This is a genomic window from Paenibacillus sp. VTT E-133291, from assembly GCF_002264395.1.
In the GTDB taxonomy this organism is placed as follows: domain Bacteria; phylum Bacillota; class Bacilli; order Paenibacillales; family Paenibacillaceae; genus Paenibacillus_AQ; species Paenibacillus_AQ nitricinens.
Map to the genome: position 1 here is coordinate 1 of NZ_NFVA01000077.1, position 13,784 is coordinate 13,784.

Annotated in this window: 10 protein-coding genes; all 10 read left to right on the forward strand. The window is 44.1% G+C overall.

From position 1 onward, the window contains the following. The first annotated feature begins 474 nt into the window (after window positions 1-474). Window positions 475-2,184: an ATP-dependent protease LonB gene (gene lonB / locus CA598_RS24175; RefSeq protein ID WP_094873524.1), complete on the forward strand. Its 1,710-nt coding sequence runs from the start codon at window positions 475-477 to the stop codon at window positions 2,182-2,184. Window positions 2,185-2,477: 293 nt separating this feature from the next. Then, a complete protein-coding gene (gene lon / locus CA598_RS24180; protein ID WP_042191259.1) occupies window positions 2,478-4,841 on the forward strand; it encodes an endopeptidase La in 2,364 nt (787 codons plus the stop codon). Window positions 4,842-4,853: 12 nt separating this feature from the next. Then, complete coding sequence (gene yihA / locus CA598_RS24185; protein WP_256989994.1) at window positions 4,854-5,510, forward strand: ribosome biogenesis GTP-binding protein YihA/YsxC; 657 nt, start codon at window positions 4,854-4,856, stop codon at window positions 5,508-5,510. A 104-nt stretch (window positions 5,511-5,614) separates the two neighbouring features. Then, a complete protein-coding gene (locus tag CA598_RS24190) occupies window positions 5,615-6,397 on the forward strand; it encodes a tyrosine-protein phosphatase (protein WP_094873522.1) in 783 nt (260 codons plus the stop codon). 136 nt (window positions 6,398-6,533) lie between these two features. Next, window positions 6,534-8,561: an S-layer homology domain-containing protein gene (locus tag CA598_RS24195; protein WP_094878168.1), complete on the forward strand. Its 2,028-nt coding sequence runs from the start codon at window positions 6,534-6,536 to the stop codon at window positions 8,559-8,561. A 125-nt stretch (window positions 8,562-8,686) separates the two neighbouring features. Continuing rightward, a complete protein-coding gene (locus CA598_RS24200) occupies window positions 8,687-9,466 on the forward strand; it encodes a YveK family protein (protein WP_094873518.1) in 780 nt (259 codons plus the stop codon). Beyond that, window positions 9,447-10,133 (forward strand): CpsD/CapB family tyrosine-protein kinase, encoded by a 687-nt coding sequence (locus CA598_RS24205; RefSeq protein WP_060621833.1) that lies wholly within the window; start codon window positions 9,447-9,449, stop codon window positions 10,131-10,133. The genes CA598_RS24200 and CA598_RS24205 overlap by 20 nt, the downstream gene beginning before the upstream one ends. A 41-nt stretch (window positions 10,134-10,174) precedes the next feature. Next, a complete protein-coding gene (locus tag CA598_RS24210; RefSeq protein ID WP_094878169.1) occupies window positions 10,175-12,007 on the forward strand; it encodes a polysaccharide biosynthesis protein in 1,833 nt (610 codons plus the stop codon). A 25-nt stretch (window positions 12,008-12,032) separates the two neighbouring features. Continuing rightward, window positions 12,033-12,713 (forward strand): hypothetical protein, encoded by a 681-nt coding sequence (locus CA598_RS24215; protein ID WP_094878170.1) that lies wholly within the window; start codon window positions 12,033-12,035, stop codon window positions 12,711-12,713. A 2-nt stretch (window positions 12,714-12,715) separates the two neighbouring features. Further along, window positions 12,716-13,708 carry a copper amine oxidase N-terminal domain-containing protein gene (locus CA598_RS24220; protein ID WP_094878171.1) on the forward strand — a complete coding sequence of 331 codons (993 nt, stop codon included), beginning with the start codon at window positions 12,716-12,718 and terminating at the stop codon, window positions 13,706-13,708. Window positions 13,709-13,784: the final 76 nt, after the last annotated feature.

Below are 13,784 nucleotides of genomic sequence, written 5' to 3' on the forward strand. Positions count from 1 at the left end.
TAAATAGACCGATTTTGCTCGAAAAGTGAGTTTATATGGAAAACCTCCTTATAAATTCACTATAAGTAGCTGTTTTTACTTGAATCAACGTAATATGGGGAGAATTCCCTATAAGCCCTTCATTGGGACTACTTTCTTCAAACTATAGGGAGGTTTTCCCTATAGTTCTTACTAATTGGGTCATAACTGAGCAAATGAGTAGATATTTAGCGAAATAAATTAATAAGGTTACTTTGCGTACTTAGTGAGTTCAGTTTATTTAAGATAATTATCATTACCGAGGAACCCAGACTAATCAAGTTACTTCCCCCCATTCAAACAAGTTTGTTACTAAATCTCAGGACTCCACCGACTGTCCTACACCAACAATTCAACAAATCCTCATTTGTGCGTTTACTAATTACCGAAACGGCTATACTACCTAATAGTAGCCAAAGGTGGAAAGGTAGACTGAACGAAACAGGAGGATGACCTATGGAATTAAGTATAGTTGTGATGATCGTGCAGCTCTTTTTCGCGCTGGTTATCGGCGTATACTTTTGGAATCTGCTGCGGGGTCAGAAGACAAACAAGACGGCGGTAGACCGAGAGTCGCGTAAAGAACTGGATAAACTACGGAAAATGCGTATGATTTCATTAACCAAACCCTTGTCGGAGAAAACTAGGCCGGCTTCTATTGGAGATATTGTCGGGCAAAAAGACGGGCTGCGCGCCCTGAAGGCCGCATTATGCAGTGCTAATCCGCAGCATGTGATTATTTATGGTCCGCCGGGAGTCGGCAAGACTGCAGCGGCACGGGTGGTCATGGAAGAGGCAAAGCGCAATCCGCTATCCCCTTTTAAAAACGATGCCAAATTCACTGAAATCGATGCGACAACCGCTCGTTTTGATGAGCGAGGTATTGCTGACCCGTTAATCGGATCGGTGCATGATCCTATCTATCAGGGTGCCGGAGCTATGGGTGTGGCAGGCGTGCCGCAACCGAAGCCGGGCGCGGTGACAAAAGCACATGGCGGGATTCTTTTTTTGGATGAGATCGGTGAGCTTCACCCCATTCAGATGAACAAGCTGCTAAAGGTGCTGGAGGACCGGAAGGTGCTGCTAGAGAGCGCGTATTATAATTCGGAGGACAATAATACTCCGGCTTATATTCATGATATTTTTCAAAATGGATTACCTGCTGATTTCCGTTTAGTTGGCGCGACTACGCGTTCCCCGGATGAGATCTCTCCAGCACTGCGTTCACGCTGCATGGAGATTTATTTCCGTCCGCTATTGCCAGATGAGATTGCGGTCATCGCGCGTGACGCGATACAGAAGATCGGACTGAAGCCAAGCCCGGATGCAGTCACTGTTGTGCAGCAATATGCAACAAATGGCCGGGAGGCAGTCAATATGATTCAGCTCGCAGCTGGATTAGCGCTAACGGAGCAGAGAGATACGCTTAATGCTGCTGATGTAGAATGGGTAGCAGGCAGTAGCCAGCTGCCACTTCGAACAGAGCGCAAAATTCCTTCCGCGCCACAGATTGGATTAGTTAACGGACTTGCAGTGTATGGACCGGGAATGGGCACCTTGCTCGAGATCGAAGTATCCGCAGCACCTGCGCAGAACGGTCAAGGTAGACTGAACGTAACCGGAGTGGTAGATGAGGAAGAGATTGGCGGAGGTTCTCGTACAATTCGGAGAAAGAGCATGGCTAAAGGCTCCGTGGAGAACGTATTGACCGTACTGCGCACCATGAATCTGGAGCCGGACCGATATGATCTGCATGTGAACTTTCCAGGTGGAACCCCCATTGACGGACCTTCAGCAGGGGTTGCGATGGCAGTGGCTATTGTCTCCGCCATTCGTGGTCTTCCCGTGGATAATACCGTAGCGATCACTGGTGAGATAGGTATACATGGCCGTGTGAAGCCTGTTGGTGGTGTAATTGCGAAGGTGGAGGCTGCTTTTCAGGCGGGAGCTACTACGGTGCTTATTCCAAAAGAAAACTGGCAGTCCCTATTCGCTGACCTCGCCCCACTACGCGTCATTCCTATGGAAACGGTGGATGAGGTCTTCCGTCATCTGTTTGGTGCTGATACAGCAGATGTAAGGCTTCCTGCAGTAGCTGGTGAGCTATTCTCTGCAGCACCTTCGCTTCTGAAGGCCGATGCCGCTGGAGAGTCTGCAAAGGGTTAAGCTTTAAATATTACCTGGAATGTAAGCTAGGGTGTGTTATAGTTTCGATAAGTAAATCGAGACTTGCCGCTGGAATATAAAGGGAGCCGCAGGCGTGTCTGCTGCTTCCTTTTTTAAAGTATAAATTCACACTTTCCATAATCCTTACATTTCTTTGAGAAACGTTGCTGTTTTTTAAGGATAATAAGGTTGTTTATTCTTAAATTGCAAGTACTTTGTTGGTGTTTTGGGGCTGCTTTTGTTAGAATGAATTCATATGAGATTAATTGAGAGCCATGGGAGGTGCGAAAGCGATGATGACAAATAAAACAAAAGGTCGTCGTTTTCCTTTATTACCGCTAAGAGGTCTTCTTGTGTACCCAAGCATGGTTCTTCACTTGGATGTGGGCCGTGAGAAGTCAGTTCGGGCACTAGAAAAAGCTATGGTTGAAGATAATTTAATTCTTCTGTGTTCACAGTCGGAAGTGAATATTGAAGAGCCTGGTCAGGACGATATTTTTCGGGTCGGTACTGTCGCGAATGTGCGGCAAATGCTGAAGCTGCCAAACGGTACGATTCGTGTACTGGTTGAGGGTGTAGAACGAGCCGAAATTATTAATTATATCGATAATGATGAGTATTATGAAGTTATGGCGCGCGAGCTACCAGAAGAGGAAGATGGCGATCAAGAGTGTGACGCGCTGATGCGTACAGTACTTAATCAGTTCGAACACTATATAACGTTATCCAAAAAAGTGACACCAGAGACACTGGCTGCTGTATCCGATATTGAGGAGCCGGGTCGTCTTGCGGATGTTATTACGAGTCATTTATCGCTAAAAATTAAGGATAAGCAAGAAATTCTAGAGACGATTGATGTCAGTAAACGGCTAGAGAAGCTTCTTGATATTCTTAATAATGAGCGTGAAGTGCTGGAGCTTGAACGCAAGATCAATCAGCGTGTGAAGAAGCAGATGGAGAAGACGCAGAAGGAATATTATTTGCGCGAGCAAATGAAAGCGATCCAGAAAGAACTCGGCGAGAAGGAAGGCCGGGTGGGAGAAGCGGAAGAACTGCGGAATCTCATGGAAGAGAAGAATTTGCCGGAACGCGTGAAAGAGAAGATGGAGAAGGAAATCGATCGTCTGGAAAAAATGCCAGTGAGCTCAGCGGAAGGTGGCGTCATTCGCAACTATGTGGATTGGCTGCTGGGTCTTCCTTGGAATGAACAGACAGAAGATGACCTCGACATTAAGAAGGCAGAGCAAGTACTCGATGAGGACCACTACGGTTTGGAGAAACCAAAGGAGCGGGTATTGGAGTATTTAGCTGTTCAGCAGTTGGTGAAGAAGCTAAAAGGTCCGATCCTATGTCTTGTAGGGCCTCCAGGTGTGGGTAAAACCTCACTCGCTCGTTCCATCGCCCGTTCACTTAATCGTAAGTTCGTTCGCATTTCGCTTGGCGGTGTGCGTGATGAAGCGGAGATCCGTGGTCATCGCCGGACTTATGTGGGGGCAATGCCAGGCCGAATCATTCAAGGGATGAAGACGGCAGGGACGATTAATCCGGTTATTCTGCTAGATGAAATTGATAAAATGGCTGCAGATTTCCGTGGCGACCCATCCTCAGCATTGCTTGAGGTACTGGACCCGGAACAGAACAATACGTTCAGTGACCATTTCGTAGAGTTACCGTTTGATTTATCGAACGTTATGTTTGTTACAACAGCGAATGTTGTGCATAACATTCCGCGTCCGCTACTGGATCGGATGGAAATGCTGTTTATACCGGGTTATACGGAACTGGAGAAATTGCAGATCGGTAGCCGTTATCTTTTGCCGAAGCAGAAGAAGAATCATGGTCTTGCAGAAGATCAGCTGATCATTGAAGACGACAGTTTACTACGTATCGTGCGCGAATATACTCGTGAATCCGGTGTGCGTAATTTGGAGCAGCAGATTGCAGCGTTATGCCGCAAAGCCGCGAAACAGATAGTGTCCAAGGAAAAAGAAAGTGTAGTCATTCTGCCGGATGACATCAAGGATTACTTAGGTGCATCGAAATACCGTTACGGTATGGCGGAGCTTGAAGATCAGATTGGCACAGTAACTGGACTGGCCTGGACTGAGGTTGGTGGCGATACGCTGCTGATCGAAGTGACTGTTGTGCAGGGAACGGGCAAGCTGACACTTACTGGACAACTGGGCGATGTAATGAAGGAGTCAGCGCAGGCCGCTTTCAGTTATACACGTTCGAAAGCGGAGGAGCTGGGGCTCCAGCCTGATTTTTATGAGAAGATTGATATTCATATCCACATTCCTGAAGGTGCGATTCCGAAGGATGGCCCATCTGCAGGGATTACGATTGCTACCGCATTGATCTCCGCACTTACGAAGCGTTATGTTTCGAAGGATGTGGCCATGACCGGTGAGATCACTCTACGTGGACGTGTATTGCCGATCGGTGGACTGAAAGAGAAGTCTCTAGCTGCACACCGTGCCGGATATAAAAAGATCCTTCTTCCCAAAGATAATGAACGTGATCTAAAAGAAATTCCAGAGAGCGTACGCAATGATGTGGAGTTCATACCAGTATCTAACATGGATCAGGTCTTGCATCATGCGTTAGTTGAGCATCATAATGAAATTAGCAGTGAGCCACCGAGTAGTGTGCATTAGAAAGGAAGTCCTATGAAAGTTAATATTGCCGAATTTATAATCAGTGCCGTTGGCCCTGATCAATACCCTGATGATGCTTTGCCAGAGGTTGCTCTGGCAGGGCGCTCCAATGTAGGGAAGTCATCCCTCATTAACCGAATGATTAACCGCAAGAATCTGGCTCGGACAAGCTCCACCCCAGGTAAGACCCAGCATATGAACTATTACCGTATCAATGAAGGCAGCATGTATTTTGTTGACTTTCCAGGTTACGGATATGCAAAAGTGTCGAAGACACAACGTGCGACATGGGGCAAGATGGTGGAAAAATATCTATCTGAGCGTGATACGTTGAAGCTTGTTCTGCTCATCGTGGATCTGCGTCATCCGCCGACCAGCAATGATAAGATGATGTTCGACTGGTTGAAGCATTATGATCTTCCTATGTGTGTAGTAGCGACTAAGGCGGATAAGATTCCGAAGACTCGCTGGCAAAAGCATATCAAGATCATGAAGCAGGAGCTTGGCGTGCTGCCAGGGGATAATTTCATTCCATTCTCTTCAGAGATTGGCCTTGGTAAAGAAGAGCTTTGGGGATTGATCGACGGGTATGTTCTCTCCTCTCCAGATTCTGAGGATGCTGAAATAGATGGAAATGAACCTCAGCAAGAGGAACCTACTGAAGCCTAAGACAAGAACTCATTTACAATCAAGCAACCATTCCATTTGGGAATGGTTGTATTTTTTTGTGGGTAAAACTAAATTTTCTATGGGAAGGGACCGATAGATAACATATGAAAGATATCCATTGCCACATCTTACCCTTTATGGATGACGGAGCTACTGATTGGGAATCCGCTCTCGCCATGGCGCAAGACGCCTATAGGGACGGAATTACATCCGTCATTGCCACACCACATCACGCCAACGGTCAATATATGAATAACTCCGCTAGTATAAGAGAAGCGGTGGATCTGATGAATGAGAAACTTCGTCAGCATGGCAATCCACTGCTTGTTCTTCCAGGTCAGGAAATCAGAGTGTACGGAGATTTACTGGATGATCTGGAGCGGGGGCAACTGCTAAGTCTTGCAGACTCGCGGTATATTTTGCTAGAAATGCCTTCTTCACGAGTCCCACGCAACATGGAAGAAATCTGTCACGAATTGATCATTCAAGGGTTCGTTCCGGTCATCGCCCATCCGGAGCGTAATGCTGAAGTAGCTGCCGATCCTTCTAAGTTAGAAAGATTGATAGAACTGGGATCACTCGGTCAGGTAACCGCACAAAGTCTTGCAGGCGTCTTCGGGAGTAAACTTCAGAAGCTATCCCTGGAGTTATGTCGTAGAAATGCAGTACATGTGTTGGCCTCTGATGCACATGACAGTGTTCATCGTCCTTTTGGATTAAATGCTGCTTATGTGGTTTTAGAGAAAGAATTAGGTCCTGAGATGCGCGACTATATGCGCGAGAACTCTCAGCAAATTGTGGCAAATGGTGAGGTTAATCATGGTAATCACGTACAAAAAAGGAGGAATCGACACAAATTGTTTGGGATTTTTTCCCGAAAGGGCTGACTAATCTACCTAATAGTGGTAGAATGGGTTTTATTGGGTGAATCGTTGATATACGTAATAGTGTAGACATAAGGTGAAATAGTCTAGGACTATAGTAACACGAGAATTTAAATACATATAAAGAGGTGGATATTTAGTGACTTTGAAAAAGAAACTAGTAGTATCGACATTAGCAGTTAGCATGGCAGCGGTTGCAGTAGCAGGACTTCCGCTTAGCAGCAAAGGATTGGCAGCTCAGTTTGGGATCGTTGGAACAGCATCCGCTGCAACTAGCGTGGATTTTGCAAGCTTGAAGGAGCGCGCAACGAAGCTTTATAGCACGCTTACTGATGCTGATAAGCAGACGCTTCGTGATTTCCGTACTGAGCTTCAAGGTCTTTCACGTGAGCAACTGGAAAAAGATTTCGCGCCTGTTTTGGCTCAACTTGAACTCAGCGATGGACAAAAATCTACATTGTTTGATTTCTATTTAGAAGTAGTATCGTCTATCTATACTCCGGATTTATCCGCAGTTACAGATATTCTGAAGTCCCCTAATTATGAGGCTTATCAAGCGCTACTGAAGGAAATCGGTAAACAAGCTGGTGTTACAGATCTTTCGGTTGAAGAAGTTTACAGCTTCATCTTTGGTTCAAACGGCGTTGAACAGAAGCTAATTAACTTGCTAAAAGGAAAATCAGAATCTGATCTGATTGATCTTATTGCTCATCCGAACAGTGAACTCGCGAATAAAGTGAAGGGTATTGTTCTCGATAGCACCATTGGTTCTGCCAACTATTCCTTGAGAGCGTCTCTAGCAGAACTTAAGATTACTAAAGATATGATTTCAGCAACCAAGAATAATGTTGAATCAACACTTAAGAATGAAAAAGCAGCTGCGCTAGTTCTGGCGAAAGCTTACTACAACGCGTATCTTAAAACGTCTACAACTACTGAACCTGGTACTCCGGGCTCTGGTTCCGGTTCCGGCTCCATAACGACTCCACCTGTACTAACTGTGGATCAAAAATTGGCAGCTGCGGCTACTTATGATGTATCTAAACTGGTACAAGTAGTAGATGGTAAAGCAACTGTGAAATTGGTAGATACCGATACAATCAATGCCTTGGCTAATCTTGCTGCTGCAGCTAAAGCTGCCGGTAAAGAAGGTACTGCCCTCACGCTGACATTGAATCTTGGTACGATCACTGCGCCTACTGTTGAAGTTCCGTTGTCCAAAGCTATTGTTGAAGCAGCTAAGACGAACGGCATTGCGAATATCGCAGTAACCTTTAATGGTGTAACCGTAACGATTCCTGTAAGTCAGTTCAGCACAGCTATTGCATTGACAGTAACTACCGCTAAACCAGAAGTTGTAACTTCTGTTACCAAACTGAAATTGGCTTCGGATGTATACGAGTTCGGACTCAGTGTGGATGGTGTAGCGACTAGCACATTCAAACAACCAATTACCATTAAACTTCCACTTAAGAATACTGATGGTCTTGATAAAGAATTGCTGTCCGTAGCGAAGCTTGTATACGGAAGCCTGCAATTCCAAGGTGGAGTGCTTGATGGAGAGTTCATCGTAGAACCACGTGATACATTCTCATCCTATGCAGTGCTTGAGAATAAAGTGAACTTTACGGATATTGCTAGTGTACAAGCATGGGCTGGCAAACAAATTCAAGTCGTAGCTGCAAAAGGTGCGATTGAAGGCGTAGGCGAAGGCAAATTCGCACCGAAGAGCAATGTAACTCGTGCAGAGTTCGCTAAAATGCTGATTCGTGCGCTTAATCTGGAGAATAACTCTGCTGTACAAAGCTTTAATGATGTAAGTTCATCTGCTTGGTATGCACCTTATGTAGCGGTTGCAGCAGAAAAAGGAATCATTACTGGCCGCAGTGCGGACAAGTTCGATCCTAATGCAACTATCACACGTGCAGAGATGGCAACAATGATCTCCCGCGCAGTGAAATCTATTCATCCAGCTGCAACAACGAATGTAACGGCAATTAGCCAATTCTCCGATGCTGCTAAGATCAGCGCATCTTTGAGAGATGGCGTAGCATTTGCAGCAGATCATAACTTGGTTATCGGAAATGCTGGTAAGTTCAACCCGAACGATACGGCAACTCGTGCTGAAGCAGCAGTAATTATCTACCGTACTATTAACTTCAAGTAAGTAAATTTAAAAGTATAGTATACAGCCTCCTCTCATGTAGGTGAGAGGAGGCAATTTTTTGCCAATAGGTAAGTACTGTAATATAGTAACGAAATATTTCAGAAATAGCTTGGAGGTAATTACACTTGTCATCACAAGAATTGGATCTTCGCGATTATTTTCAGATCGTCAGGAAGAGACTATGGCTGATTGTTAGCATAGTTGTTTTGGTGTGCGGTGTTGCTGGTGTGTACAGTCTGTATATTAAGAATCCGGTGTATGAAGCATCCACTAAGATTATTGTTAACCAGACTCCGACACAATCGGCAGCAGCACAGCTTGATTTGAACCAGATTAATACTAATATTCAATTAATTAATACGTATAAGGAAATTATTAAGACTCCAGCCATCCTTGATATTGTTACGAGAGATTATCCGCAGTTCAATATTACTGCTGAAGAGCTGTTGAAGAAGGTTAATGTGAGCTCTGTCAATAATACGCAGGTGATGACACTTGTCGTTCGAGATAATTCGTATCAGCGAGCCGCTGAAATCGTGAATGCCATTTCACTTGTATTCAAGGATGAGATTCCTAACCTATTTAATGTGGAGAATGTATCGATTCTGAATGAGGCCAAAGTGAATCCACTTATCGAGCCAGGACCGGTAGAACCGAATGTCTTAATGAATATGGCTATAGCTTTCATCGTTTCCTTGATGATTGGTTTAGGGATTGCTTTCTTGCTGGAATACATGGACGATACGCTGAAGACTGAAGCCGATATTGAGAGATATCTTGGTCTGCCAACGATTGCAATGATTACAAGATTGGGTTCAGAAGAAAATAAACAAGGCATAACACAGGCACAGACGCAAACATCCAGAAAGGCGGGCGAACTCGAACATGTCACAGCTGCCAAATAAACAACGTCATCTGATTACCGTTACGAACCCTCGCTCCCCTGTATCTGAAGCGTTTCGTGCGCTACGGACGAATATTGATTTTTCTTCTGTGGATGAGACTATTCAAGTGATTATGGTAACTTCGTCCGGACCGGAGGAAGGTAAATCTACGGTTTCTGCTAACTTGGCGGCGGCTTATGCTCAAGCAGATAAGAAGGTATTGTTGATTGACGCGGATTTGCGGAAGCCTACAGCACATAAGACTTTTTCGCTTAGTAACCGATTTGGGCTTTCTTCACTACTGTCGCAGCAGGCAGTTCTTGAAGATACGGTCCAAGATTCTGGTGTTTCCAATCTTTCCATCATGACCTCAGGACCGATTCCTCCAAATCCTGCAGAAATGATGGCTTCTAATCGAATGAGCACTCTTTTACAGGACTTGCGCCAGCGTTATGATGTCATTCTTATTGATACTCCACCGTTATTGGCGGTTACAGATGCGCAGATCATGGCTTCCAAGAGTGATGGTGTCATTATGGTTGTCAGCTATGGCAAGGTAAAGCGGGATATTGCTGTAAAAGCTAAAGCTAACCTTGATCGTGTAGGTGCAAAAATGCTTGGCGTGGTGCTCAATAATGTAAAACGTAAAGCCAGCGAAGGTTACTATTACTACTACTATGGAAATTGATAGGTTCTTAAACAATAATGTTGTTTTTGGAGGCACTGAAAATGACAGCGAAATCTAGAGTGGTTCTATTATTCCTCATTGACCTAGCAATCATCTGGTTCAGCATTGTGACATCCTATTTATTTCGGTATCCTAACCACGCTCTTCAGGAATACGGTGCACAGATGCTACAATTTGGCTTGATTGCAACAGTTGCATTCGGGGGAAGTTTGATATATTTTGGTCTCTACCGAAGAATGTGGCAATATGCCAGCATTGGTGAGATTATATCGGTTTCTAAAGCCATTGTAGTAGGGTCTTTGTTTTCATTTGCCCTAGCTTATCTGATTTTGCCAGATAGAGTCCCCCTTGCAATAGAAGTTAGGTCGATGGAGACCATTCTTTTATTAGTAGGTGGGGTTCGGTTTTTGTGGAGAGTACTCCATAATGACCGAATTAATTACAAAGACACTAAGACCCAAACACTAATTGTAGGTGCAGGGGATTGTGGAATACTAATTGCTCGGGAAATGATGGGGCCGACTTTTGCTCATACGAAGCTGGTAGGTTTCATTGATGATAGTATCAATAAATATCATATGTCTATACTGGGTGTGCCCGTGTTAGGGAATCGTTACGCGATCCCCGCTATTGTGAAAGAACGGGAAATTCATGAGATTATTATCGCCATGCCCTCAGTTTCACGTACTGAAATCTCTGAAATTATTAATCTGGCAAAGAAGACCGGTGCTAAGCTTAAGATTATACCCGCACTTAACGATCTGATCGCGGGGAAAATATCCGTGAAGAAACTGCGAGATGTTAGTGTTGAAGATTTACTAGGCCGTGAGCCAATTGTAGCGGATTTGAACAGTATCCTAGGGTATGTCCACCACAAGACTGTGTTAGTTACGGGGGCTGGTGGATCGATTGGTTCAGAACTCTGCCGGCAGATTGCGCCATTCGGCCCGGACAAGTTAATGCTGCTTGGACACGGCGAGAATAGCATTTATACGATTGAAATGGAGCTTCGTAAGCAATTTCCTGATCTGAATATTGTTACCGTAATCGCAGATGTACAGGACCGCAGTCGGATGATGGACATATTCAGTAGTCATAATCCACATGTTGTCTTTCATGCGGCAGCACATAAACACGTTCCATTAATGGAGCGCAACCCTTCCGAGGCGATTAAGAATAATGTGTTTGGAACAAGAAATGTTGCGGATTGTGCAGATAAATATGGTGCGGAGAGATTTGTAATGATCTCTTCAGATAAAGCGGTTAACCCAACAAGTGTGATGGGTGCAACAAAGCGAATTGCAGAAATGTATGTGCAGAGTTTGCATACCACGAGTAGAACGAAGTTCTCAGCTGTGCGTTTTGGAAACGTGCTTGGCAGTCGTGGAAGTGTGATCCCGGCCTTTAAACAGCAGATTGCTGTAGGTGGTCCGGTTACGGTTACTCATCCAGAGATGGTTCGTTATTTTATGACGATTCCAGAAGCTGTGCAGCTTGTAATCCAGTCGGGCTCTTTTGCCAAAGGTGGAGAAGTATTCATTCTGGATATGGGTGAACCGGTAAAGATTCTAACCTTAGCTGAAGATTTGATTACACTCTCAGGTTATGAACCCTATAAGGATATTGATATTCAATTCTCCGGTATTCGTGAGGGTGAGAAGTTGTATGAAGAGCTGTTGACGGATGAAGAGAATTTAGGTTCTACAGATCATGGAAGAATCTTTATCGGTAGACCTAATGTAATCAGTCTGAATCAGCTTGAACTGGAATTTAAACGTTTGGAACGTGTTCTCGCTGAAGAACCTGAAGTTATACGCGAAATAATCAATCAAATTGTACCGATGCAGCCCGTTGCCCAAGTTGCTATTAGCTAATTCATTCATAAAGGGGGATATGCAAGTGTTTAATAAACGATGGAAAAAGATCCTTTTATGGACCCTATCAGTCATTGTAGTGCTGGGTATTGGTGGTTTGTTCGCTGCGAATTATGCGGTCGATAAGCTGATGAATTCTATGGTGGATGGTTTTGATCTGGAGTCTGAGGATCAAGTTAGTGGTGGTCAAGATCAAGGAACTACACCTAAAGATACAGTAGTGGATGGTAAAGTCGATCCAGTAGCGTCTGCAACACCTACTCCATCAACAGATGATGTGGGAAGCAAAGATACTGGTGAAGCTGGAAAAGATACAACAGCTTCAACTACTAGCGAACCTACAAAAACACCATCAACAGATTCGAAAGATGGCTCTTCAGATGGATATACTGCACAGGTTTCAACAGATAAAGCTAAAGAAATTCAAGAGAATGTAACGATGAAGGATAAAGCAGATGTAGCTGCTATTGTACTCGGTCAACTAAGTGTATCTGATATTAATCGGCTAAAAGATCTAGCTAAGGGTGGTCTGACGCTTGATGAGAAACAGGAAGCACGTAGTATCATCCTCGGTAAAGTTTCTGAAGAACAATATAATGAGCTTTCACAGGTCGCAAAGAAGTATGGCGTGAGTCAAGGGAAGACACGTAATCAAGTCCTTAAAGAGGAAGAGCAATTAAAAGCGAAAGAAAAGGGAAGTGAATAAGTATGTCTAAAGCAACGTTACCAGTCATAGCTCTATCGTTAATAGCTTCAATAGGGTTAGCACCCTTAACGGCATCCGCTCCTATTTCCGTATCAGCAGCGGCGGTACCTAGTGCAACAACGAAGACGGCAACAACTACGGTCAAAGTACAAAGTATGAACGTGAATATGATTTTTGATGGAGAAAGTATTGGGACACCTGCAGGTCAATATGTATTCATGTATAACAATACAACTTATGTTCCATTACGCTTTATGTCATATGCATTACAAAAGAGTGTAGCTTGGGATGCTAAGAACGTTAAGGTTAATGTAGCAGAGCCTAGCAGTTCAGAGCTAGTTGTGATTAAAGAGTATCTAATGAATGCAACCAACGGGAATAGTGCTTCAGCAGTATCTAAGAATCTTGTACTCAATCAAGTGAAGGCAAGTTATGTATTTAACGGTGCAGCTAAGGCATTACCTACGGGGCAATCCAGCTTTATCCTAAATGGCTCTTTATATGTACCTCTACGTTTTTTATCGGAATCTGTAGGTCATAACATTAGCTGGGATCAGAAGACGAAAACCATTACTGCTGCTTCCAAGGCTTATCAAGAACAAGGTGGTACGAAGGATCCATCTCCAGTAGCGACACCAGTACCAACCGGTACAACAGTTGGTGGTGCTGCGGGAAATGGAAAGATCTCTTATGAAACCATAACAAGTGAAACTGAAGCTAAACTTGTTGCGCTTAGAGAACAAAGCGAATCGACTTTAATGAGCATTTTAGGAGAGTATCTTGGAGCAAAAGATGAAGCGAGTAAGCAAAGCATTATGGCTAAAGGGGGACAACAGCTAGCTTCATTTACTTCCAACTTCAACAGTATAATAGCCGACACTGAACAAAAACTGAACAGTAACGGATATAGTACGGAGATTATTAAACAGTATAGAAGTGAATTTGAAGCGACGCTTGAGTTGGGGAAAAAATTAGCTGCGGGAATGTCGAACTAAACAAGATAAGACGATCACCTCTATGTCTCTTGGACATAGAGATGATGTACATAGATAGAAAATAGTAACTTAAAGG